At 43.0% G+C, this 20,837-nt stretch carries 25 protein-coding genes; 4 read left to right on the top strand and 21 right to left on the bottom strand.

Annotated features, from left to right (window positions below):
* Window positions 1-413: 413 nt before the first annotated feature.
* A complete protein-coding gene (locus BLP33_RS22910; RefSeq protein WP_090533536.1) occupies window positions 414-1,943 on the bottom strand; it encodes a Do family serine endopeptidase in 1,530 nt (509 codons plus the stop codon).
* A gap of 191 nt (window positions 1,944-2,134) precedes the next feature.
* On the opposite strand from BLP33_RS22910, the gene dapF reads away from it, so the two are divergent.
* Window positions 2,135-2,920, top strand: coding sequence for a diaminopimelate epimerase (gene dapF / locus BLP33_RS22915; RefSeq protein ID WP_175490096.1), 786 nt, complete (start codon window positions 2,135-2,137; stop codon window positions 2,918-2,920).
* Window positions 2,921-3,064: 144 nt separating this feature from the next.
* On the opposite strand, the gene BLP33_RS22920 is transcribed toward dapF, so the two are convergent.
* The 3 genes from BLP33_RS22920 to BLP33_RS22930 form a co-directional block, all read right to left on the bottom strand.
* The gene (locus BLP33_RS22920) at window positions 3,065-3,478 is read right to left on the bottom strand and encodes a hypothetical protein (protein WP_090533538.1); all 414 of its coding nucleotides are present in this window, start codon (window positions 3,476-3,478) and stop codon (window positions 3,065-3,067) included.
* Between the two features lie 168 nt (window positions 3,479-3,646).
* Window positions 3,647-4,525 carry a DUF4349 domain-containing protein gene (locus tag BLP33_RS22925; protein WP_090533540.1) on the bottom strand — a complete coding sequence of 293 codons (879 nt, stop codon included), beginning with the start codon at window positions 4,523-4,525 and terminating at the stop codon, window positions 3,647-3,649.
* Window positions 4,526-4,641: 116 nt separating this feature from the next.
* The gene (locus BLP33_RS22930) at window positions 4,642-4,968 is read right to left on the bottom strand and encodes a nucleotide pyrophosphohydrolase (RefSeq protein ID WP_090533542.1); all 327 of its coding nucleotides are present in this window, start codon (window positions 4,966-4,968) and stop codon (window positions 4,642-4,644) included.
* A 157-nt stretch (window positions 4,969-5,125) separates the two neighbouring features.
* Between BLP33_RS22930 and BLP33_RS22935 the strand changes: the two genes are divergently transcribed.
* Entirely contained in the window at window positions 5,126-5,464 is a 339-nt protein-coding gene (locus BLP33_RS22935; RefSeq protein WP_175490097.1) for a pentapeptide MXKDX repeat protein, read from the top strand.
* A gap of 55 nt (window positions 5,465-5,519) precedes the next feature.
* Here the strand turns inward: BLP33_RS22935 and BLP33_RS22940 are convergent, their stop codons facing one another.
* Window positions 5,520-7,943 (bottom strand): outer membrane beta-barrel family protein, encoded by a 2,424-nt coding sequence (locus BLP33_RS22940; protein ID WP_090533544.1) that lies wholly within the window; start codon window positions 7,941-7,943, stop codon window positions 5,520-5,522.
* Window positions 7,944-8,055: 112 nt separating this feature from the next.
* Window positions 8,056-8,229, bottom strand: coding sequence for a hypothetical protein (locus BLP33_RS27575; protein WP_175490098.1), 174 nt, complete (start codon window positions 8,227-8,229; stop codon window positions 8,056-8,058).
* Between the two features lie 166 nt (window positions 8,230-8,395).
* On the opposite strand from BLP33_RS27575, the gene BLP33_RS22945 reads away from it, so the two are divergent.
* Together BLP33_RS22945 and BLP33_RS22950 are read left to right on the top strand one after the other, a co-directional pair.
* The gene (locus BLP33_RS22945) at window positions 8,396-8,992 is read left to right on the top strand and encodes a Crp/Fnr family transcriptional regulator (protein WP_090533545.1); all 597 of its coding nucleotides are present in this window, start codon (window positions 8,396-8,398) and stop codon (window positions 8,990-8,992) included.
* A gap of 114 nt (window positions 8,993-9,106) precedes the next feature.
* A complete protein-coding gene (locus BLP33_RS22950) occupies window positions 9,107-9,694 on the top strand; it encodes a DUF308 domain-containing protein (RefSeq protein ID WP_090533547.1) in 588 nt (195 codons plus the stop codon).
* Between the two features lie 161 nt (window positions 9,695-9,855).
* Here the strand turns inward: BLP33_RS22950 and BLP33_RS22955 are convergent, their stop codons facing one another.
* The 15 genes from BLP33_RS22955 to BLP33_RS23025 form a co-directional block, all read right to left on the bottom strand.
* Window positions 9,856-10,215, bottom strand: a complete 360-nt coding sequence (locus BLP33_RS22955) for an ApeI family dehydratase (RefSeq protein ID WP_090533549.1) — start codon at window positions 10,213-10,215, stop codon at window positions 9,856-9,858.
* Window positions 10,216-10,836 carry a flexirubin biosynthesis protein LolB2 gene (locus BLP33_RS22960; protein WP_139160050.1) on the bottom strand — a complete coding sequence of 207 codons (621 nt, stop codon included), beginning with the start codon at window positions 10,834-10,836 and terminating at the stop codon, window positions 10,216-10,218.
* On the bottom strand, window positions 10,814-11,428 hold the full coding sequence (locus tag BLP33_RS22965; protein ID WP_217633216.1) for a flexirubin biosynthesis/transport protein LolA2: 615 nt from the start codon (window positions 11,426-11,428) through the stop codon (window positions 10,814-10,816). Before BLP33_RS22965 ends, BLP33_RS22960 begins: the two co-directional genes overlap by 23 nt.
* A gap of 172 nt (window positions 11,429-11,600) precedes the next feature.
* Window positions 11,601-12,374, bottom strand: a complete 774-nt coding sequence (locus tag BLP33_RS22970; protein WP_090533555.1) for a polysaccharide deacetylase family protein — start codon at window positions 12,372-12,374, stop codon at window positions 11,601-11,603.
* Complete coding sequence (locus BLP33_RS22975) at window positions 12,368-13,417, bottom strand: beta-ketoacyl synthase chain length factor (protein WP_090533557.1); 1,050 nt, start codon at window positions 13,415-13,417, stop codon at window positions 12,368-12,370. The genes BLP33_RS22970 and BLP33_RS22975 overlap by 7 nt, the downstream gene beginning before the upstream one ends.
* Window positions 13,418-13,420: 3 nt before the next feature.
* Complete coding sequence (locus BLP33_RS22980; RefSeq protein WP_090533559.1) at window positions 13,421-14,620, bottom strand: beta-ketoacyl-[acyl-carrier-protein] synthase family protein; 1,200 nt, start codon at window positions 14,618-14,620, stop codon at window positions 13,421-13,423.
* Window positions 14,621-14,623: 3 nt separating this feature from the next.
* The gene (locus BLP33_RS22985; protein WP_090533560.1) at window positions 14,624-14,887 is read right to left on the bottom strand and encodes a phosphopantetheine-binding protein; all 264 of its coding nucleotides are present in this window, start codon (window positions 14,885-14,887) and stop codon (window positions 14,624-14,626) included.
* A 66-nt stretch (window positions 14,888-14,953) separates the two neighbouring features.
* On the bottom strand, window positions 14,954-15,589 hold the full coding sequence (locus BLP33_RS22990; RefSeq protein ID WP_090533563.1) for a hypothetical protein: 636 nt from the start codon (window positions 15,587-15,589) through the stop codon (window positions 14,954-14,956).
* Between the two features lie 187 nt (window positions 15,590-15,776).
* Window positions 15,777-17,027 carry an NAD(P)/FAD-dependent oxidoreductase gene (locus BLP33_RS22995; RefSeq protein ID WP_090533564.1) on the bottom strand — a complete coding sequence of 417 codons (1,251 nt, stop codon included), beginning with the start codon at window positions 17,025-17,027 and terminating at the stop codon, window positions 15,777-15,779.
* Window positions 17,028-17,031: 4 nt separating this feature from the next.
* Window positions 17,032-18,168: a beta-ketoacyl synthase N-terminal-like domain-containing protein gene (locus BLP33_RS23000; protein ID WP_090533566.1), complete on the bottom strand. Its 1,137-nt coding sequence runs from the start codon at window positions 18,166-18,168 to the stop codon at window positions 17,032-17,034.
* A gap of 12 nt (window positions 18,169-18,180) precedes the next feature.
* Window positions 18,181-18,606, bottom strand: a complete 426-nt coding sequence (locus BLP33_RS23005) for an acyl-CoA thioesterase (RefSeq protein ID WP_217633217.1) — start codon at window positions 18,604-18,606, stop codon at window positions 18,181-18,183.
* A gap of 12 nt (window positions 18,607-18,618) precedes the next feature.
* Window positions 18,619-19,263 (bottom strand): hypothetical protein, encoded by a 645-nt coding sequence (locus BLP33_RS23010; RefSeq protein WP_090533571.1) that lies wholly within the window; start codon window positions 19,261-19,263, stop codon window positions 18,619-18,621.
* Between the two features lie 8 nt (window positions 19,264-19,271).
* Window positions 19,272-19,694, bottom strand: a complete 423-nt coding sequence (locus BLP33_RS23015; RefSeq protein ID WP_090533573.1) for a hotdog family protein — start codon at window positions 19,692-19,694, stop codon at window positions 19,272-19,274.
* Window positions 19,691-20,569, bottom strand: a complete 879-nt coding sequence (locus tag BLP33_RS23020) for an LpxL/LpxP family acyltransferase (RefSeq protein ID WP_090533575.1) — start codon at window positions 20,567-20,569, stop codon at window positions 19,691-19,693. Before BLP33_RS23020 ends, BLP33_RS23015 begins: the two co-directional genes overlap by 4 nt.
* Window positions 20,569-20,826, bottom strand: coding sequence for an acyl carrier protein (locus BLP33_RS23025; RefSeq protein WP_090533577.1), 258 nt, complete (start codon window positions 20,824-20,826; stop codon window positions 20,569-20,571). The genes BLP33_RS23020 and BLP33_RS23025 overlap by 1 nt, the downstream gene beginning before the upstream one ends.
* Between the last annotated feature and the right edge of the window lie 11 nt (window positions 20,827-20,837).

Raw genomic sequence — 20,837 nt, forward strand, 5'->3', positions numbered from 1 at the left:
ACAGGCCTTAGTTGTATTTGACCAACATTGGCCCGCTCAATCGCCGACGGGAAGGGATATAAGCAAGACAGTAAGGGGAAAGAAGCAAGACGGTAAGAGTCAAGAAATAAGATGAAGACGTTGGGTTTAATAAGGGGAAAAAGTTATTATAATCTCCAAAACAAAAGTGCGCCGGCTCGACAAAAAAGCGGGCCTGGGAGCATGGCCTCGTGGGGAGAAGCATTTTTTTGTCTTGATTTTTTGGTTACTTTTTCATCAAGGAAAAAGTGACTGGCCTCCGCCCGGCCAAGAGGGCGACGATGTAAGTTAATTACCACAAAAGGCCCATTTGATCCCTAAAACCCCACATACAAAGAAAGCCCCAATCTCAAAAGAGACCGGAGCTTCCGTATGCGAAATCACTTAAAAAAAGCTTATTGAGCCGGGAAAGCGCTGCTGAAGTGCGAACCATCGGGGTAGATCCCGGCAATAATGATATTGCCCTGGATAGGTTTTACAATTGCCTTGTCAATATCTTCGATACTGCTGATCGGCAGTTTGTTAATGCTGGTGATCACAACGCCTTCAGGTATTTCGGCAGCGTCAAATAAACCGCCTTCACGTACCTGGGTAACCAATACACCTGCGTTAACATGCAGCCTGTTCTTTTCGGCAGGGGTTAAAGCGTGGAAGCTTGCGCCCAGTTTGTTAAACAGCTCTTCGGCCGATTTAGACGCCGCGATACGGTTTGATGGTGCTACGGCATCTCCTTTAAGCGTTACCGCGAAATCTTTGTCCTTACCATCGCGCAGTACGGTAACGTTGATCTTATCGCCGGGTTGTAAACGGCCTACACGTTCCTGCAGATCAGATGATTCATAAACCGGCTGACCCTCAACCTTAACAATGATATCGCCTTTGCGTAAACCTGCCTGCTCGGCACCGCCGCCCGGTACAAGGTCGTTCACGTATAAACCGTTGGTGGTTGTTACGTCGAGTTTTTGGGCTACGTCCGGGTTAAGTTCGGTGAAAGTTACACCCACAAAACCGCGTTTTACTGTACCGAATTTCTTAATATCGTTCAGTACTTTTTTAGCCAGGTTAACCGGGATGGCAAAGCCATAGCCTTCGTATGAACCGGTGTGCGAAGCGATAGCGGCGTTAATACCAATCAGTTCGCCACGGGTATTTACCAGGGCACCGCCGCTGTTGCCAGGGTTAATGGCCGCATCGGTTTGGATGAACGACTCGATAGCTTTGTTCAGCTTAGGAGTCGACTGGTTGCGGGTACGGCCGAACGGGTTGTCGTCATCACTGTTTTCGCTGCCAATGATACCAATGTTACGGCCCTTAGCGCTGATGATGCCGGCTGTAACGGTTGATGTTAAATTAAAGGGGTTACCCACAGCTAAAACCCATTCGCCAACTTTAGCGTCATCGCTGTTGCCTAATTTTACAATTGGCAGATTATTAGCGCTAACTTTAATGAGGGCAAGATCTGTACTTGGATCGGTGCCGATAACTTTGGCGCTGAAAGTACGGTGGTCATTAGAGTAAACGGTAATTTTATCGGCCTTTTCAACCACGTGGTTGTTGGTTACAATGTAGCCATCGGGCGAAATGATAACACCAGAGCCTGATGCCATCTGTGGGCCTTGCGGACGCACCCGCTGACCAAACATATCACCAAACATTTGCTCCAGTTGGTCCTGTCCGCCGCTGCCTTTGTTAGTATAGGTTGTGCGGATGTAAACCACCGCCGGGGTAGCCGCCGCCGCTGCCTGAGTGAAATCAAGGTCGCCGGTTGATGAAACCGGAGCCGAGGGGTTGCTTGTAAAATATACCTTTTGCTTGTCTTCAAAGCTCAGGTTGTCGGAGTATTTGTTTTCGATAACCTTATATACTCCTAAGGCCATCGCACCTCCAACAAAAGCGGTTAATAGTGTTAAACCAATCTTTTTCATTTATTATTTGCCTTTCTTATTATTAAGTTTACTTATTTTACAGATCAAATTTAATACCATATAGACGAGATAATCAATGATTAGTTATCCCGTTTTTTGTTAAAATTTGTTAAATAGATAAACATCGGCTATTTTAATTGTTAGCACGGGTTTTGTTGAAGATTAAAGGGGCTGATATTAACAGGATAATTGTGAAGATACATTTTTATAAATACCAGGGCGCAGGCAACGATTTTATTTTGATTGATAACCGCGATAACAGCGTTGATCATCATAATCCCAGGCTGATTTCGGGCCTGTGCGACCGTCGTTTCGGTATCGGAGGCGATGGCTTGATGCTGTTGCAAAACAAGGAAGGATACGATTTTGAGATGATTTATTACAATGCTGACGGCCAGCCAAGCAGTATGTGTGGCAACGGCGGGCGCTGTATTGTGGCCTTTGCCAAATTTTTAGGCGTTATTGAATCGGAAACTGAATTTTTGGCGGTAGATGGCCCGCATTATGCCAAAATTTCAGACGAAGGCGATTGGGTAAGCCTGCAAATGATTGATGTAAACGAAGTTAATACCGATGCCGATGCTTATGTGCTCAACACCGGCTCCCCACATTATGTAAAATTGGTAGACGGGCTTGAACAGCGCAATGTTTACCAGGAAGGCCATGCTATCCGTAATAATGCCACTTACCGCAAAAACGGCATTAATGTAAATTTTGTTGAACCAATGAAGGAGGGCTACTTTGTACGCACATTTGAGCGTGGGGTGGAGGATGAAACCTTTGCCTGCGGAACGGGCGTAACTGCCGTTGCGCTGGCCATGGCGCAGCACAAACAACAAACCGGGCATATTACCACACCTATAAGAGTATTGGGGGGCAACCTCAATATCCGTTTTGATTATGACGGCAGCGCTTTTACGGAGATCTTTTTAGAAGGGCCGGCTGTTAGGGTTTTTGAGGGAGATATAGTTGTTTAAGGGTGAGACAAAAGATCAAGAATCAGGAAACAAGAGATCAAGAATCAGGACATTAAGAATCAGGATGGCAAGAGCCATGATATAAGAATAAAAACAGGTCATTGCCACACCGCGCCCGCAATGATATTTGAGAGAAACGGGCGCTCAATGCACCGGTTTTAATAAATTAAAAAACGTCCCGTCCATTATAACATTGCCAATGGCGTCAAATGCACTTTTCCTGGTGACTTCGTCCTGCATATCTTCAGCATAAAAAATATGGTCAACGCCTAATGTTTTCAGGAAAGGATCAACCTTGGAGTGCCATTTATTTTTATAGCAGCAAATCCTGATGTTTTTGTATGCAATGTTTGCCCTTAAACGGCGAAGTATCTTTTCGATGTCCTGAACAAGATAGTCGTAATCAAGTATGAGCAGGTTGGGTTTGATATCGTGTATGGATGGAAAAATAGCCGGAATAGCTGAAATATGTTTAAAAACCTTGTTATTAGGCAATACCTCAAGGCCAACTACATGGGGGGCAACCAACAGTACAACTTTAGACCGTACACGGATCATGATCAAATAATTAGGTGCTTAAAATTAGGTGTTAAATTTCTACTTATCAAGCATTTATTAAATAATTTAGTAAAGTTTCTACCCTTTTAATTAAATCTTCATCAACTAATACCTTTTTGCATCAGCCTTTTTATAATTTAAATATTAAATTAACTTTAACGATATTTTTTATGCCTCTGTTAACACATTTGCTCTCCTTCGTTTTTTCCAGCGGATGATTAACAGGTAAATAATTAAAGCGACAAATATTAAAGGCCATAGGGATACTATTGAAAAAAACATGTTTTGCATGGTATCCCAGCCAGTGCTCAATGAGTTTTCAAACTTATAGCCAAAACCGTTGCCGTTGTTAACAAGGTTGGCCTGCCTGGTGTAAAAGCTGATATCCAGCGAGCTGTAACTAACCTGGCTGCTTAAATAGTTCAACTGCCCTTGTGCCGAATCAATTTCGGTACGGATAGCGGCAAGCTTATCTTCAATAGCCAGCAGGTCGGTCATTTTGGTGGCTTTAGCAGCCAACTGCAAATAACGCTGCTCTAACTGCTTGTTATTGTTGATTTGTGCCTTAACGTCGATGAATTGCGTTGTCACATCCCTGATGTGAATGTTTTTGGAGTCGATATGATCTGCACTGGAAGTTAAGCTACTTAAAAAAGCATCAAAGTTTTTAGAGGGAACCCTGATCTTGAGACTGTATTCCTTTTGATTGGTTTCGCCGCTGTTGGTCTCATTTTCTTCGGCAAGGTAACCGCCTAATTTTTTGAGCGACGAAACAATGTTTTGCCTAGCTGCCTTAGGATTACCGGTTTCAAAACGGATATCTCCTTCCTTGATGATCTTTTTGGCGGTGTCGGTAATTGTTGTCTTGCGGGAACCATGGTCGTCTTCGACAACAACCGGCGCTTTAAAAGCCATACTCTCAGCTTTTTCTTCGGGAGCAGGCGGGATTAACGTTACATCGGCAATTGTTGCTTTTTGTTCTTTTTGACGTTCGCATGAGGTCAATACAAGCAAAAAGCTTATCGACAGGAAAAAATAGGTTTTCATAATAAGGCTGTTTAATTGTTTTATATTAAACGCTTTTTGCCTTATTAAATTGTGTTTAATTTAATATACAAAGAATTTAATTTTGTATTTGTGTTTAATGGGAAATTAAATTTTATTTATTTCAGTTTTTCATTGTTTTTATGACGTTCGGCATCCCGGATGCTTTTCTTTTCCATATTCTTTTCCAGGGCTTCGGTTAGGTCGATGCCGGTTTGATTGGCAAGGCAAATAAGTACAAAAAGAACGTCGGCCATTTCATCGGCCAGGTTAACTTCTGTATCTGATTTTTTGAATGATTGCTCGCCGTATTGCCTCGCCATAATCCGGGCTACTTCGCCAACCTCTTCCATTAAAATAGCGGTATTGGTAAGTTCGTTAAAATACCTGATGCCGGTTGTTTTTATCCAGTTATCTACAAGTTGCTGTGCCTGGCTGATCTCCATAAAGTAGCTTTAATGTGGTCGAATTGAGTGTGCACGAATTTCACGAATTTTTTTGATTGATAGCCTACCGGATGGCTTTCTAAATAAAATGAAAATATTTTGTAAGGTTTCATTTATCAACCCGACTAAGCGGCAAATACCAACTAAAAAATCAAACATGAAAATCACATCAATTATTTCGGGCGCCTTTATCGCCACCCTTGCTATTGCCGGCATTACAGCTAATGTACAGGCTAAAACATTAAATCCTGCGCATAATACCGTTATGCTAAGCGACACCGGTAAAATGAAAAAGGACAAGATGAGCAAAGACAAAATGAGCCACGATAAAATGGCTTCAGGCAAAATGAGTACTGATAAAATGAGCAAGGACAAAATGAGCCATGATAAAATGGCATCAGACAAAATGGGTTCGGATAAAATGAGCCACGATAAAATGTCAAAAAGTAAAATGGGTAAAGGCAAAATGGGGAAAGACAGCACAGGTAAAATGTAACCTTGCTTTTGTTTTGTAATTGTTTGAAAGGGGCCGTAAAAGCCCCTTTTTGCTTTTAATGGATCCGGCTTTTCTCTTCCTGGTTGCCGGTATCCTGCTTTTCGGTTTTGTTTTGGCTATTGCCAAAGCGGTAACTGATGCCAACAAGAGCATACCTGTTAATCTGGAAGTTGGTGTATTTTTGTCTTACCCCGTTAACAATTGTAGTAACTGCCGATGCGCTGCTCCTGAAAACATCGTTCATTACAAATGAAACATCAACCTTCTTTTTTAAAACCGAAGCTTTAATACCAAGATCGAGCTTGTAGTAAGTATTACTTCTGCCTATATGATCTACCTCCGGGAACTGGTACCAAAAATTCACCGCACCTGAAAATGATTTATCGGCATTAAAATAGATGTTGTTGTTAGTAGCAATATACGCCCCGAAGCCGCTGCTCCCATTTACTACAGCCAATGCCGATTTTGCATCGGTATGATAAAAAGTGAACTGGTTATTATTATCAAGCCAGCTAAGCAATTGCATCGAATAATTTTCGGAAATACCTACCCGGTAAGTTTTAATAAAATTAAGGGGCGTGGTATAAACCAAATTAGTATCTGGCCGGGCAATGGTTACGTTGTTAAAACCATTGTTGGTAACGTTTAAAAATATAGCCGAAGTAAGCCTGTTTTTATAGGTATGCGAAAGCTCAAAATTGGTATTATATTCTGGTTGAAGATAGGGGTTGCCTTCGCCATAGCTATAAGCTGTAAACAAGCTCTTGAATGGGTTAAGATTCCAGAAAGTTGGCCGGTTAACCCGCCTGTCAAAGTTTAGTGATAGGCTGTGATTAACAGCTGCCTGGTAACTCACCGTTGCTGATGGAAACAACCTTGTGTAATTATTAATGGTAGTTTGGTTAAGCGTGTGCGAGTAGCCTTTGGTTTCGGTGTGCTCTGCCCGCAAGCCGGCCTGGTACTTCCATTTACCATCCTCGCGGTTTATGCTGCAGTAAACAGATTGGGTATTTTCGGTATAGGTAAATTCATTGCTTAAGTTCGGGTCATACTTTAGCGAATTGTTGGTTGCCTTTTTATAATAAAAAGCGTTGCTGTAATTATTGATAAAGCTCAGTTTGCCGCCAAAAGCAAAGCGGGCATATTTGGTTGGCAAAAGCGCATCGGCCTTGAATGTATAAATGTTGATGTCCTGCTTATTGGTATCATGGTAGCGATTACGACTGGCTGCATTCAATGATCTGTCAGCAAGGTAAGTGTTGCTCTCAAAGTCCGATCTGTCGGTGCGGTAATAGTTAAAATAGTCGGCATTAAGTACCAGTTTAGCACCTGATGTATCCAGGCTGATGGTGCTATGCAGGTTAACCGCATTACTGATAGCCACCGGGTGATAGGTGGCATAGGTTCTTAATGTTGAATCGATAGCACCGGTAGTGTTGTTAATGATGGGGTTATTCACATGGTCGGATCCGTCATAGGTATTCTTACCTCCCTGGTAATTTACCCCGGCAGTTACTTTTGGACTAAACCTATAATCGGCACCGGCAATGAAGTTTAAATTATGATAGCGATAGTTGCCGGTATCTGTTTGCAGCCAGGCTTGCTTAGGATAGTAAATATCGGTTTCAAAGCCCTCCAGTTCGTGGTCATGATCAACATTAACACTGGCATATGCGGAGAGTTTGGCCGAATTGTAGTTAATATCGCCGCTGGCATTTAACCACCAGTAATTGCTGGTACCATAAACCGGGGCCGGGCTATGCATCCATTGTTTATCATTAATTTGTACGCTGCCGGTATAGCCATGTTTTTTGCTATGTTTGAGCGTGATGTTGATCAATCCGGCGTTGCCCTCAGCATCATAAGCAGCTCCCGGATTTTTAATTACCTCAATACTGCCTACCTGGCTTGCAGATAATGAGCGCAGGTAACGAAGCAGGTCGGTTCCAGCCAGTTGAACCAATCTTTCGTTCACCATAACTTTAACGCTGCCTTTACCAACAATGCTCAGGTCATTATCACCAACTTTTATACCCGGCACGCGACCAATAACCGTAAGTACATCAGCTCCTGCCGATGTGGCACTGGTGGATACATTGTAAACCAGCTTATCGCCCTTGTTTTCAACAGAGGCTTTGCCTGCTGTTACGGTTACTTCGTTCAACTGTGTGGTATTATCAGCGAGGGTAATAGATACCGAAGTATCTTGTTGCAAGTTTAATTTAAGTTTGGTTTTTTGATAGCCGGTGAAGGTGATAGTTAAATGATAGGTGCCTTTATCAACGTCAGTAAAACTAAATAGCCCGATGGAATCGGTTTGCACTACCCTTGTTTGCTCTGAATTTTGCTGTTGCAGGTTAACCACAGCAAAGGCCACAGGAACTTTAGAATTGTCGACAATTTTACCGCTAACTTTTATCTGTGCAAACAGGCTGCTATAAATTAAACTAAAAAATAAAAAGCTGCAGATATGTTTCAAGCCGGGACGGGGATGAGGTTTATAATTCCGTAAATTAAATAAAAAACCGCCGCTAATTGTTTAGCGACGGTTCCATTTTATTTTCATTATGTTTCTGAAGGTAGGTTTGGTATTAGATTTCGCTTTTTACGTGTTCTAATCCCCCGTTTTCGGTAATGTGGTATTCGGAACGCAGAAGGGCATCCGGGTTGATGTTATTGTCTTTCTTTTTTCTTTTCCGGGGACCTGAAACGGCCAATATAATAACCGTCAGGAACAGGGTGATCTCTATCAAACTCACTAACATGGGGAGATGTATTTATATGCTTCATTGTGTTGATTGATTTAATGATTGTTTTTTATTCAATTTAGTTTGATTGTAAAATAAGAAAATAAAATCAGTTGTTTTTAACCCAGGTGAAAATTAGTATGATTTTTGTGCCGATATTTAACCTTATTGCACTTTGTTAGTTATGGCCGATAAGCAACAGGTATTAAACGAACTTCTTGGCAATTTTGCCGGTATGTCTGAAAACGATGTGGCGGTTAGCTTGCCGTATTGGCGCACCCGTAAAATTGAGAAAGGCGATTTTTTTAACATGCAGAACATTGTATGTACCGATCTTGCGCTTATTAACAAAGGTCTATTCCGGATCTACTACGTACACCCCGAAACGCAGGAAGAAAAGAACATCTACTTTTTTTCGGAAAGGCAGTTCCTGGTATCATTCCGCAGTTTTATCAATCAATACCCTTGCGCATATTATATCCAGGCGATGGAGGATGCCGAGATCATCTCCATCAACTATAATGATCTTCAATATCTTTACTCCACGCCAACCGGCTGGCAACGCTTCGGTCGCCTGGTTGCCGAATTATTCTTTAACCAATCGCAAGCCCGTACCGAAGAGTTTTTATTTAATACAGCCGAAGAGCGTTATTTGAAAATGATAACGCAGCATCCCAATATCGTAAGCCGCATTCCCGCATATCATATTTCATCTTATTTGGGCATTAAAAACCCATCTCTTACCCGCATCAAGAAGCGACTATCACAGCAAAAGCCTTAAAAACGAAACTCTGCTGACAAATGCCCCTCCCGATTTTCACCTAAGTGAAAATTGCCGCCACGTTTTGTCCCCAACTTTGCTTTATCAAACAAAACGAAATAAAAATTGAAAGTCATGTCAGCAAATAAAACATTGATCATAGAAACTTCAGCCGCGGCTAATACAGCCCGCGAGTTGCGTAAACTTTATTTTACAAGGGTAGCATTTTCAGTTACCTGGGTAATATTGGTATCGTTATTGGCTAAAACTTCATTTACCGCAGCTACCATACTGCTTGTGATCTATCCGTTATGGGATGTTGTAGGTACATTCCTTGATATCCGTGCTAATCAAGGCAACGGAACATCGGTAACACCTCAATATGTAAATGCAGCTATTAGTATTGTTACAACTTTATCGGTTGCTTTTGCTATAACCAAAGGAGTGCCTGCCGCGTTAATTGTATTTGGTGGATGGGCTTTGTTAACAGGATTGATCCAATTGGTATTGGGCTTAAAAAGACGTAAAGAGTTTGGCGGCCAATGGCCAATGATATTAAGTGGGGGGCAATCTATGCTTGCTGGTGTATCATTTATAGCAATGGCGCACTCGCCTAATATGGGGATTGCGAATTTGGCAGGATATTCGGCTTTTGGTGCTTTTTACTATTTATTGGCAGCCATTAGGTTAGGAAAAAGCGCGAAGACTGTTGCGCAGAATTGATATAAAATCTAAAAAAAATGTCATTTCGATAGAGCTGTGGGGATGGTGCGCCGGGGCGAAAGAGAAATCTTGTACACCATGCATGGCCGGACTGGTCATTCGCTAAACAAGGCGTATAAGATTTCTCACTCGTTCCTCGTTTCGAAATGACAATTTTATTTTTAAGAGAATACTCCCTTAAACTTCAAAAACACAATCCCCTCATTTACCAGTTGCGCATCTGCCTTAACCTGCTCATCAACGGTACTCATCTTTATCTCCAACCCAACCTGGGGGTATTCATTAGGGTTGATGAACGACAGAAACTTGATACTATCAGCCTTAACAAGTCTTAACTTTTTGCCGAGCTGATTTTCCAGAATCTCTTTGACCATCTGCATCATGCACACCCCCGGCACAATGGGATTGCCTGGGAAATGCCCTTTAAAAATATCATGCGCAGGGTTAAGGCTGATGGTTGTTTTGAGCAAGTCGCCATCAGTTGTGGGAGTGGTAAAACTGAAAAAAGTATTGTTGAGCATCTATCTTTCCAAACGTTTAAGACCGATATTAAATTTAAAGTTTTTATGGCTGATGCCAATGGTATCAGGGATGCCATTGTGAAAGCCATGCATAATGGCCTGCACCACGGGTTTCCTGTCGGATGAGCGTTCCATGCGGATTAGCTCTGTTCCGGTTTTATTGGTGATGTAATAGTTGGCGCCTTTTTCCTGCGGGAAAACATAATACAGATAGTTATCATCTTTGCGCATATAACCTGTTTCGGGGTTTTGCTTACGCATCATCACCAGTTCAAAGTCTTTTTGCAGGGTGATGATCACCGGGCGTTTATCCATTTGCTTTATGATATAATACACCTTGAAGCCGCCATCTGGCTTAAACTCAAAATCGAAAAATTTAAACCCCATTTCATTACTGAACACCATACGCACGCTTTTATCGGGAAGGGTTTTAATAAGCAATAAGCCGCTTAAATGGTGACCGCCAATTACGTCTACTTCGGTTTTATAAAGCACGTTGGTAAAATCGGGTGCGAATTTTTTGATCCCGCGTACATTGCCTTCGGCCGGCTTCAGGTTTTTGTAAACCGATGAGCAGCCAGCCAGCATTAGCAGGCAGCTACTTAATAGCAAAAAACGCATCCGGGATATTGGCATTGATCTCTTTATTGGTGAAATGCAGGGTAGTGCTATCGCCCGTACCTTCCAGCATTTCGATGGTGTTTACCGAATAATCTTTTTTATCAACAGTGATCTCGATGGTTTTGAAAAAGTCACTCAGTTGTTTATTGACAGGGGATAGAGAAACTAAATAGGTGCCCTTGTTTTCGTATACCGCCGATTTAAAATCGCCGCTATTGAGTGCCGTTCCCTGTATACAATCGACAACGATTTTGTTGATCTGCTTAAATACTTTGTTGGAGCGGGTGGATACCTTGTTTTCTTTTTGTCCATCTTTAATGTACACATTGTCCTTGTTCAGGATCATGAGATAGCTGAATGGCTGGGTATACTCCATCCGCAGCATATTGGGCTTGCGGTACCAGAATTTGCCTTTAGAGGTGATCTTTTCTGAAAGCATGCTCAGATTTTTATCCTGGGTAAAATCGCTTTTAATGCTGTTTGTTTTTGCAGCAACTTCGGCAAACTGCTGTTTGAATTTGGTAAGATCAGATAGTTGGGTATAACCTGCGTGCTGGGCTTGGGCAGAGATGGCCGCGCAGGTGATTATCAAAAGAATCAACAGAGACTTAGTACATGATAAAAGTGTGGCGGCCCGCGCGATTCCTTCCTTGGGGAAGGAGGAGGTAGGGGTTAAACGCTGATGAAACCCCTCCCTAAACCCTCCCGAGGGAGGGAATCGCACAGCCCCTGCTTCAGCTTTTAATATTTTATTTTCAATCAATCTACGCATAAGCCTGTAAATTTAGCATTTTATCCAGTCGTACTATTTCGTATCCCTGTGCTTTGGCTTGTTCAATAAACCGAGGCAATACTGAAATTGTTGCGACTCCTGTATCATGAAACAGGAAAATAGCGCCGGGGTTTAAGCGGCGCGTTATCTTATTTAATAGTTTTTGAGGATTGTTGATTACCGTGTCCATCGAGCGCACGCTCCAGCCTATGGGCTCCATCCTGCTTTTTAAAATGGCTTTTTTGACGTTGGGGTTGATCACCCCGTAAGGAGGCCTGAACAACAGCGGACTTAAATTAATCACGTGTCTTACCTGCTGGTTCGCTTGAAGTATATCATCCAGCATTTTGGCTGAAGAAAACAGATCGAACCAAAAATAATGCGAGAAACTGTGGTTGCCGATGATGTGGCCCTCTTCGTGGATCCGTTTTATGATGGTTTCATTCTCCGAGATTCTATTGCCAATACAAAAGAATGCTGCCGGGATGTTTTGTTGTTTTAAGATCTCCAAAATCTGTGGCGTGGCGATAGCGTCAGGTCCGTCATCGAAAGTTATAGCGATGATCTTTTTGTTGGTTTTGAGTGAGCACATCACCCGCATAAAAAAGTTAGAGCCGATGTAATAGCACCCGTAAAATAATATCAGCGAGTAAATAAAGATCAACACTGGATAACTCCACCAGGATACCCCTTCTGTAATATCCTGCCAGATTATCAACCCCAGCAGCCCGGCAAAAAGGATATTGGTATTCCTGAAATTTAACATGCCGAAAGCAGGATTAAGGAGTGGTGGATATTTTGGTAATGATTATAGATCAATACCTTTTTTAACGAAGTTTGGTCGCTTTCAGGTACAAATGAACAGCCCCCAGCTTTGATTTCATGCGCCGCCAGCCACGTTGCAAATGCCGATGAGGTTGGATATTCGCCGCAGAGGGCTTTGTAATTGATAACAGGCGCATTAGCAAAATCATATTTTAGCAATTGCTCATAAACGGCATCATTTTTTAAATCACCGTTGTTACCTGTTAATATAAGGTCAATCTCATGAATATTGGCGTTTTGGCTTTGCAAAAAAATGCCGATCTGTTGTTTTATTTCGGCCGTGTTGCGCGGTTTATAAAAGCTGGATACGCCATCAATTTTAGCCCAGTCATTATCCGAGGCTTCCCTGCTCAACATGAAAAACGCGGATCCTTCGCCAGCCATTGTCCCCTTGCCGGGAGTATTAAGCAGATCAAAGTTTGATACCGGTTCCCGGCGATATAAGCCTATGCGCTTTAAAATAGCATGACTATTAGTGGTGATTTCATCGATACCGCCAACCAGTACATTGGCCGCTTCGCCCTCATACAAAAGCATCATAGCATCAAGCAGGGCGTTTTCAAACGAAGCGCCGCCATTTACAAAGGTGTTGTTGTATTGATGGCATTGCAGCAAAAGGGCTATCTGCGCGCTGATGGTATTATGTGTAGATTGAATAAAAGCCGTGGGGGATAGCGCGTCTTCGTTTTGCTGCACCATTTTGGTGAGAAAAGTGTTGGTATCCTCTAAACAGCCGTAAGCGGTTCCGGTGATGATGGCATCGGGGGCATTGATTCCGGCCTGGTGCAAACAATCCATTCCGGCGGCCACTCCCATTTTAATGATGCGGCTCATGCGGCGAATAAGTTTGGGATCGATCAGGGTTTTGTATTCCGGTTCGATGCATGTCAGCCCGTCGCCGGTATATCCTGCCAGTTCTGAAAGGAACCGCTGATTACCGAAGGTATTTTGTGGCGATATATTGCTTGCTGCCCTGATGTACATCGCCTATAGTTTTGAAAATATTAATGATGAACAATTTCCGCCAAACCCAAAAGAGTTAGATAATACGTGTTTGACGTCCGGCTGCGTTGAAAAATGGGTCTCCGGTGTAAAAGGAAAGCCGTCCATTTGCGTTTCAAACCTCAGATTAGGGTATATCAAACCGCGCCGCACCGCCAATGCTGAAAACACGGCTTCAATGCCGCCGCTTGCTCCGAGCGTGTGCCCCGTGAATGCTTTAGTAGAGCTCATTTTTGGAGAATGTCCTGCAAATAGCTTGCTGATGGCTGTGCCTTCTGAACTATCATTATTTTGTGTGCCTGTACCATGCAGGTTAATATAACCGATATCGGCAGGCTGTAAGCCACTTTTTTTAAGCGCGCCTTCCATGGCCAATAATGATCCGGTTCCTTCGGGCGATGAAGCCGTTTGATGATAGGCATCATTGGCGTTATGATAGCTGCTGAAGGTGCAATACATCTCTTTTTTAAGCGATGATGCTATTCGCGCAGATACCAGCACCACATACCCTGCACCCTCACCAAGATTAAGGCCACGGCGGTTGGCATCAAAAGGCTGGCAGGGCTGTTTATCCAATATCATGAGGGTGTTAAAACCGTTGAGGGTAAAGCGGGTAAGGGCATCGGTACCGCCGGCGATAACCACATCGAGCATATTATTTTTGATGAGCCTTGCGCCATACATGATGGCATTGGCTGATGAAGAACAAGCCGTACTAATAGTACTTACATAATGCCTTATGCCCAGCTGATCGGCAACTAAATTGGTAACCGCGCCGCACTCGTGATTTACCACATTGCGTAAACACCCTTTGGTGTTATCGGCTAAGAAATCCCGAAAGAAATCTTCTGTTTTATCCATGCCGCCGACGGTATTGGCTGAGACAAAACCTGTTCTTAGTCCTGCAAGGTTAGCAAGTTCGGTGTCGGCTAAAGCTTCTTTAGCGGCAATTAAGCTTAGCATAGCCGTGCGACTGATACCATGTTTAAATCCCGATAATTCCGCAAGTTCAGCATTGCTCAGTTTAACCTCACCAACCGGAAACTCATCCCGGTGGTCAGTATCAAGGTATTGGATAGGGGCAATGCCCGTTTTTTCCTGCTCAAGCGACAGCAGGTTTTGAGCCACAGTATTACCTATGGCCGAAATTACCCCAAGGCCGGCTATAAAAACAGGTTGCTCCATTGTTTAGGCGTTCGGGATCCTGGTGCTTTCAATAAATTCGGCGATGGTACGCACTGAGCGGAAGATTTTAGGGCCGTCTTCAGCGTTAGAAAGTTTTACTTTATACTTTTGCTGCAGCAGTACAATAAGTTCCAGGGCATCTATCGAATCCAGACCAAGGCCATCACCAAAAAGCGGCTGGTCATCACCGATATCTTCCGGCTTTACATCCTGTAAGTTCAACTGCTCAATGATCTGCTCTTTCAGATCGGCCATTAATTTATCCATATTGTAAGTTTTATAATTACCCCCTCTAAATCTCCCCCGGTAGGGGAGACTTAAAAAAACACATTTTTAAAAGCCCTCCTTTTCGGAGAGGGTTTGGGTGGGGTTGTAAATTTTATTAATATTTTCTGTTTTGAAGGGCATTACACCGTCCTTTTCTATCAAAAACAAAACTGCTTTATATTCATCGCCAAGCAGCTCCACCCATCCGCAAATACAAACATTCAATTGCCTGATATCGAGCAAGTTGTAAACGTAACTTGCTATGAAATCTGCATTAAACCGGTCAAAAATATAAAAAGCGTTTTCGCCTTTAAAATGATGACGGATGCAGATCTCGCCGATAACAATGTTGGGTAGCGTATAAACAAATAATGCAGGGCTTGCTATCTCCTGCATCGAATCATAATACCGCTTATCAGCATCAAGACTGGAGTTTGCGTTGGTTAACACCACGCCGATGTCAGTCGGCTGATATTTCGCCTTGTCGAAATCTTTCAGCAAAACTTCAGCAGTAAGCCAACCCAGTTTTGCCAGGTTATCCATCTTATAAAACTTAGGGTATTTTACCCCAAGATGCTGGTAAACCGACAGAAAAAAACCGGGAATATCATTCTCTGTACCCGCAAATACGACTTCGTTATTATAACGAACAATGTTATCGCTGATACTGCAGTGAGCTGATATGTAATATTGGTTCTTCAATTTATAGTTTTACTAATCTCATACTGAAAAATTTCTACACAAATGCTTTGCAAGCGCTCCACAATTAATCGAATTACACGAATCTTAAATTGATTCAATTCGTGTAATTCGATTAATACGTAAAAATTAGTGTGAAAAATTTTCATTTATTGTTTTTCAATTCGTACATGGTTAAATGATCCTGCCTTTAGCTTTTATCGGCTGCTACTAAATCTCTTAGGGTAATAGTACGTGCCAGTTTATGCAAAGCTGTTTCGTGATTTTTAACATACGGATTATCGAGGTCCCAAACATAACCGGCCAATACCGAGCAGATCTGACTTTTAACAAGCGGGTCCTGGTTATTGGCAAAAAATATCGTGTCGAGCACGCCCTCATACCATGCGGTAACGTAGGAGCGGAAGGTATTTACACCCTGCATCATGTGCTGCATGTATTCTTTATCCCAATCCACAGTTTCGCCGTTAAGCTTGCGGATCACCAGTTTGGCTGCTGTTTGGCTCGATACCGTAGCCAGCGTTACGCCCGATGAAAATATCGGATCAAGGAACTCTGTTACGTTACCGGTAAGTACAAAGCCATTACCATAAAACTTATCTGTAGTGGCCGACCATGATTCCAAAACTCTCGGTGCGAAAGTAAATTCCACATCCTCAAAACGCTCGCTGAAATATGGTTGCGACGCTATCAATCCACGCAAAATCTCTTCGTCGGAGCCTTCATGTTGCTTAAAAAACTCAGGATTGCCCACAAAACCTAAGGAGGTAATACCGTTGGCGAAAGGAATGATCCAGATCCAAACGCCAGGCTGATGCACTACGATGGTAATGCGGTTTGGCTCATCGGCCATAGAGCGTTTTTTATCCACCGTATGCACAAAAAGCGCCTTACGCGGAACTTGGGTCGATGGCCTGTCGAGGTTAAATAGTTTGGGGATCACCCTGCCATAACCGCTGCCATCGATGATAAAACGAGCCGAAATCTCTGTTTGATTTCCATCTTTATCCTCCAAAGTAGTTACCGAGTTTTGGCCGTTGAAAACAATATTAGTAACGGTAGTTTCGTAATGAACAGGAACGCCCATTTTCTCAACAGTATCGGCTAAGGTTTTATCAAAATCGGCACGGGGTACCTGCCAGGTCCGGTTCCAGCCGGGAGTGAATTGGTCGGCAAATTGATAATCGCAGATCTTGCCATCTTTCACAAATTTAGCCCCATTTTTTTGCTGAAAGCCTTTTTCGCTTATGGCATCTACAAAGCCGGCTTCGGTTAGCGCTTCCATGCATCGTGGCAGCAAGCTTTCGCCAATCACAAACCGCGGGAAAAGCTGTTTCTCTACAATTTTTACCTTAAAGCCTGCCTGGTGTACGATAGAAGCGGCCACCGTGCCCGCCGGACCGGCGCCTATTACCAATACATCTACCTGTTCTGTATTCATATTATCAAATATCCTGTTGTGATTTGGTTAAAATTATGGCTGCATTACATCCCCCAAAGCCAGAGGCTATTTTGAGGCAACGGTTAAGTGGCGTTGATATCAATTGGCTGCAAACGTTTACCGGGTTAGCACCGCCCTGTTTGCTAAAGCCTTTGGTAGGAATGATGGTATTTTGCTTTAATGATTGAGCAGAAACGATGGCCTCTATCAATCCCGAAGCGCCCAAAGTATGCCCGTAAAACCCTTTCAGACTATTGAGTGGAACATGCTGCAAACCGGCCAGCGTTACAGCTTTTGCTTCCATTTCGTCGTTATAAACGGTCGCTGTACCATGGGCAGATATAAAATCAATATCCTCAGGCTTTAAACCGGCAGCATCCATCGCTTTATTGATGGCGTAATATAATTCTTCGCCGGTGCGTGAAGGGCCTGAAATATGGTTGGCATCATTGCTTATTGCACCCGAAACTAATTCAATAGCTTCTCCGGTTGGTTTGTCTGTCGATAGAATAACCGTAGCCGCGCCCTCGCCCAAATTGATACCGTCACGATCTGCATCAAATGGTTTGCATAATCCCTGACTGACGGCCTGAAAAGATTGGAAGCCCGAAAGCACAAATTTTGAAATCACATCTGCTCCGGCTATAACCGCATGGTCGTACTGCCCTGATTGGATCAATCGCATCCCGGTGATCATAGCAACAAGTCCGGAAATACAGGCATGTGAAACTATTATTGGCTCGTTTACAAAACCAAAATGTCGGGCTATTTTTTTTGCTGATGAATGCAGGGCAATGCGCTCATCCAGTTCAGGGCCCGCTTGTTCCGTTTCCAGCAGACTGATGTTGCCTTTGGTACTGGAAATAATCAGAACAGTTTTTTTATCGGATATATTTTTATCGACTCCATGTAAGGTTTCGGTTAACGAAGCGATGAGAAGGTGCTCGAATTTGGTGCAGTATTCATCGGTTTGAAAATATACTTTTTCAAATAGCGATGCGAAAAAAAGATCGTCAGACAGGGCTTTGTCGTCGTGTTGCCTCACGCCTGAAACGCCGTTAACCAGGTGCTCAAAGTTTTGAGTGGTGGTAGCCCCTAACGGCGAGTAAACATTATCGGCAACAAGGTAAACCTTCTTCATCACGGCGTTCTGTTATATCAAACCTTGTTGTTGTTTCCAATCCAGAAAAAAATCCGGGTTGGTAAGTTGCAGTTCAAAATTATCACGGCGAACAAAAACCTGTGTTGTCGATCCTTTAACGATAAGTTCGCCGGTTTGGGCGTTGAGTAACCTGTAAGTAAAATTGATCTTTGCCGACTCGGTAGGGGTGTAGGTGGTTTCGACGATCACCTTATCCTCGTACCGCAAAAAGCGCTTATAATCACAATTTACGTTAACTATAGGCACAACGTAGCCCGCGTTATATACATCCATATAACCCAGGCCATATTGCTTGCCAAACGCCTCGCGGCCATCTTCAAAATATCGAATATAGTTGCCATGCCAAACCACGCCCAGCATATCCACGTCACTGAATTTGACTTCAATCTCAATAGTATTTATTAGCGATTGCTGCAAAACCTTAGGGGCTTAGTATTTTTTGAAAAGATCGAAATCAGCGCCAAAATCGTCCAGGATTACCGGCCATGGGTGTGCCCAGTAATTTCTGAAACCAAATCCACGGCTGTTGCCGGTGCGGAAAACGGTATATAAAACCGTTTTCTTATCCATATCAACAAAAGTTACCCAGGCGCCCCCTTGCGCCCGCCCTTTATCCATGCCTTCAACAATCAGCAACATACCGATGCCTTTATTACCTAAAAAATCATAGTTTTTAATCAATGCATCAATATCTTTTTCGGTCAGCGTTTTGAAATGACCGGGATCAGTATCAAAGAAGTTTTTGGTAAGCGCGTTGTTAACTTTTTCGGTAACATTCATTGCAAAATGAACGGTATCGCGGTGAACCGCCCTGGCTGGGTTATATTTTTTAGGTTCTTTTAGAAAGAAATTTTCCCATAGGGGGATGTATTTGCCAACAAATTCGGCATTGATCACCTCCCGTCTGTAAGCTTCTTCCGAACCAATGAATTTCATTTGTGAAAAATCCATACCTAACCAGGTTATCGGGGTTTTTTTATCGAATACCTCTGCTTTGGTTTGGGCAGATGCCGGTTTTAAGAACGCGGTTAATAAAAGTATCAGTAAACTCAGTTTAATTGCGTTTTTTTTCATGGTTGATATTATTGTGGTTGAATAAATATTTTCATTTCGCATTGGGCTATCGTTATGCCTTTGCAAGTAATTTTTCCTTTGATGATGGTAACATCGAAAACCTGGTTTTCAATTTTTACTTCGGTTTCTATGGTATCGCCAACTTTTGGTAAAGCAAATACTTCCAGGTTTTTTACCGCACCGATAAAGCCCGGCTGTACAGGTTTGCCTAATTGCTGAGCGGCATATCCGGCACCAGCGGCGGCGGTTTGGGCTATGTTTTCGGTCAGTCCGGCTTCGCTTAATTCGCCATCGCTTACCAAAACGTTATCAGCCTTTACCTGAAGCGAGGTTACCGTGTTGTCATCAGTTGATGACAACAGCTTGTCAATCATTACAAATGGCGACCGCTGTGGTATCAACGGTAAAATATCCTGTGTTGGTAAGATCATTGCCAAAAATTATAATAGTTGTACCACTGCTCAGGGTACGTTTTTACCTTGTTTTCAAAGCTGGTTATAAAATCATTTGCCAGTTGTTCCATGCCTTTGCCTCTGCCCCAATCCGAATAATCCTTTACCGGACTGGCGAAAAAGTGGTAATGCAACGCGCTTTCTTTTAGTGCGTAAACAAACGTTACCGGCGCTTTAAATTTTTCGGCCATTACAAACGGCCCTGCCGGGAATTTCGCATCCTCACCTAAAAACTCCCTTGTTATGGTTTTATTGCCCTCGATATACCTGTCGGCATGCATGCAAACCAGCTCATTGTTCTGAAATGCCGCGTTTATTTTAAATATGTGCGACAGGTCGTTTTTGATGACAATGATGTTTATTTTCCGCTCGCCGGTTACCGAATCCATGTATTGCTTGATCTGCCTGTCTTCGCCATCAAACATTACAATGTTAATGCGGGTGTTTATATGATCAAGCAGTTCGCCTGCTATTTCCCAGCTGCCAATGTGCGAGCTAAGCAGTAATCCGCCCTTGTTCATGGCGGCAATCTGCCGTAGGTTGTCGATCCCGTCAAAGTTGAAAGTGAATTTGTTGGGAATACCCGACATGATCACCACTTTGTCAATAATGCTTTGCCCAAACAGGTAATAGTTGCGGTAAAGCTTGAATATTGATTTTACTTTGCCGAAACCGAGCCGCTTGTGGAAATAGTAATATGTTCCTTTTGATGTTTGCCACGAAAACAGGAAGTAATAAAGCGCCACAAACCTCAGCATAAAATAGGCCGGCATTACACCGGCTGTTTTTAAAACGCTTACAAAAATGCGATAGCCAAGGGTATTGCCTTTTGATTTTCCCTGCCAGGCGGGCATTATGCAAGCTCCTCAGGTTGTACGCGCGATAGTACGTAATCGTAAAAATCCTGGAAGGTAACAATGCCCGTAAAATCTTCGGGTTTTACTTTGAACCCAAAGTTGCTTTCAATTACTACAACAAGGTCGATATAATCAAGACTGTCAAGGTCGAGGGTTTCTTTCAGATTTGCTGTGGGCACCATTTTATCTGCATCAACCTCAAATTCTTCGGCAAGGAAGCTGTTGATTTTTTCTATGATCTCTTCAATTTGCATAATGGCTTAGT

Origin of the sequence: Mucilaginibacter sp. NFR10, assembly GCF_900100445.1 — a bacterium.
Classification (GTDB): domain Bacteria; phylum Bacteroidota; class Bacteroidia; order Sphingobacteriales; family Sphingobacteriaceae; genus Mucilaginibacter; species Mucilaginibacter rubeus.

Coding starts and splice junctions, on each gene's coding strand:
- BLP33_RS22970 (WP_090533555.1), bottom strand. CDS start 12,374: ATGTTAAATTTCAGGAATACCAATATCCTTTTTGCCGGGCTGCTGGGG.
- BLP33_RS22960 (WP_139160050.1), bottom strand. CDS start 10,836: ATGCGTTTTTTGCTATTAAGTAGCTGCCTGCTAATGCTGGCTGGCTGC.
- BLP33_RS22930 (WP_090533542.1), bottom strand. CDS start 4,968: ATGGAGATCAGCCAGGCACAGCAACTTGTAGATAACTGGATAAAAACA.
- BLP33_RS23020 (WP_090533575.1), bottom strand. CDS start 20,569: ATGCCCGCCTGGCAGGGAAAATCAAAAGGCAATACCCTTGGCTATCGC.
- BLP33_RS22920 (WP_090533538.1), bottom strand. CDS start 3,478: ATGATCCGTGTACGGTCTAAAGTTGTACTGTTGGTTGCCCCCCATGTA.
- BLP33_RS22995 (WP_090533564.1), bottom strand. CDS start 17,027: ATGAATACAGAACAGGTAGATGTATTGGTAATAGGCGCCGGTCCGGCG.
- BLP33_RS22910 (WP_090533536.1), bottom strand. CDS start 1,943: ATGAAAAAGATTGGTTTAACACTATTAACCGCTTTTGTTGGAGGTGCG.
- BLP33_RS22925 (WP_090533540.1), bottom strand. CDS start 4,525: ATGAAAACCTATTTTTTCCTGTCGATAAGCTTTTTGCTTGTATTGACC.
- BLP33_RS22950 (WP_090533547.1), top strand. CDS start 9,107: ATGTCAGCAAATAAAACATTGATCATAGAAACTTCAGCCGCGGCTAAT.
- BLP33_RS22935 (WP_175490097.1), top strand. CDS start 5,126: ATGAAAATCACATCAATTATTTCGGGCGCCTTTATCGCCACCCTTGCT.
- BLP33_RS23000 (WP_090533566.1), bottom strand. CDS start 18,168: ATGAAGAAGGTTTACCTTGTTGCCGATAATGTTTACTCGCCGTTAGGG.
- BLP33_RS27575 (WP_175490098.1), bottom strand. CDS start 8,229: ATGTTAGTGAGTTTGATAGAGATCACCCTGTTCCTGACGGTTATTATA.
- BLP33_RS22980 (WP_090533559.1), bottom strand. CDS start 14,620: ATGGAGCAACCTGTTTTTATAGCCGGCCTTGGGGTAATTTCGGCCATA.
- BLP33_RS22945 (WP_090533545.1), top strand. CDS start 8,396: ATGGCCGATAAGCAACAGGTATTAAACGAACTTCTTGGCAATTTTGCC.
- BLP33_RS22985 (WP_090533560.1), bottom strand. CDS start 14,887: ATGGATAAATTAATGGCCGATCTGAAAGAGCAGATCATTGAGCAGTTG.
- BLP33_RS22975 (WP_090533557.1), bottom strand. CDS start 13,417: ATGTACATCAGGGCAGCAAGCAATATATCGCCACAAAATACCTTCGGT.
- BLP33_RS23025 (WP_090533577.1), bottom strand. CDS start 20,826: ATGCAAATTGAAGAGATCATAGAAAAAATCAACAGCTTCCTTGCCGAA.
- BLP33_RS23010 (WP_090533571.1), bottom strand. CDS start 19,263: ATGAAAAAAAACGCAATTAAACTGAGTTTACTGATACTTTTATTAACC.
- BLP33_RS22955 (WP_090533549.1), bottom strand. CDS start 10,215: ATGCTCAACAATACTTTTTTCAGTTTTACCACTCCCACAACTGATGGC.
- BLP33_RS23015 (WP_090533573.1), bottom strand. CDS start 19,694: ATGATCTTACCAACACAGGATATTTTACCGTTGATACCACAGCGGTCG.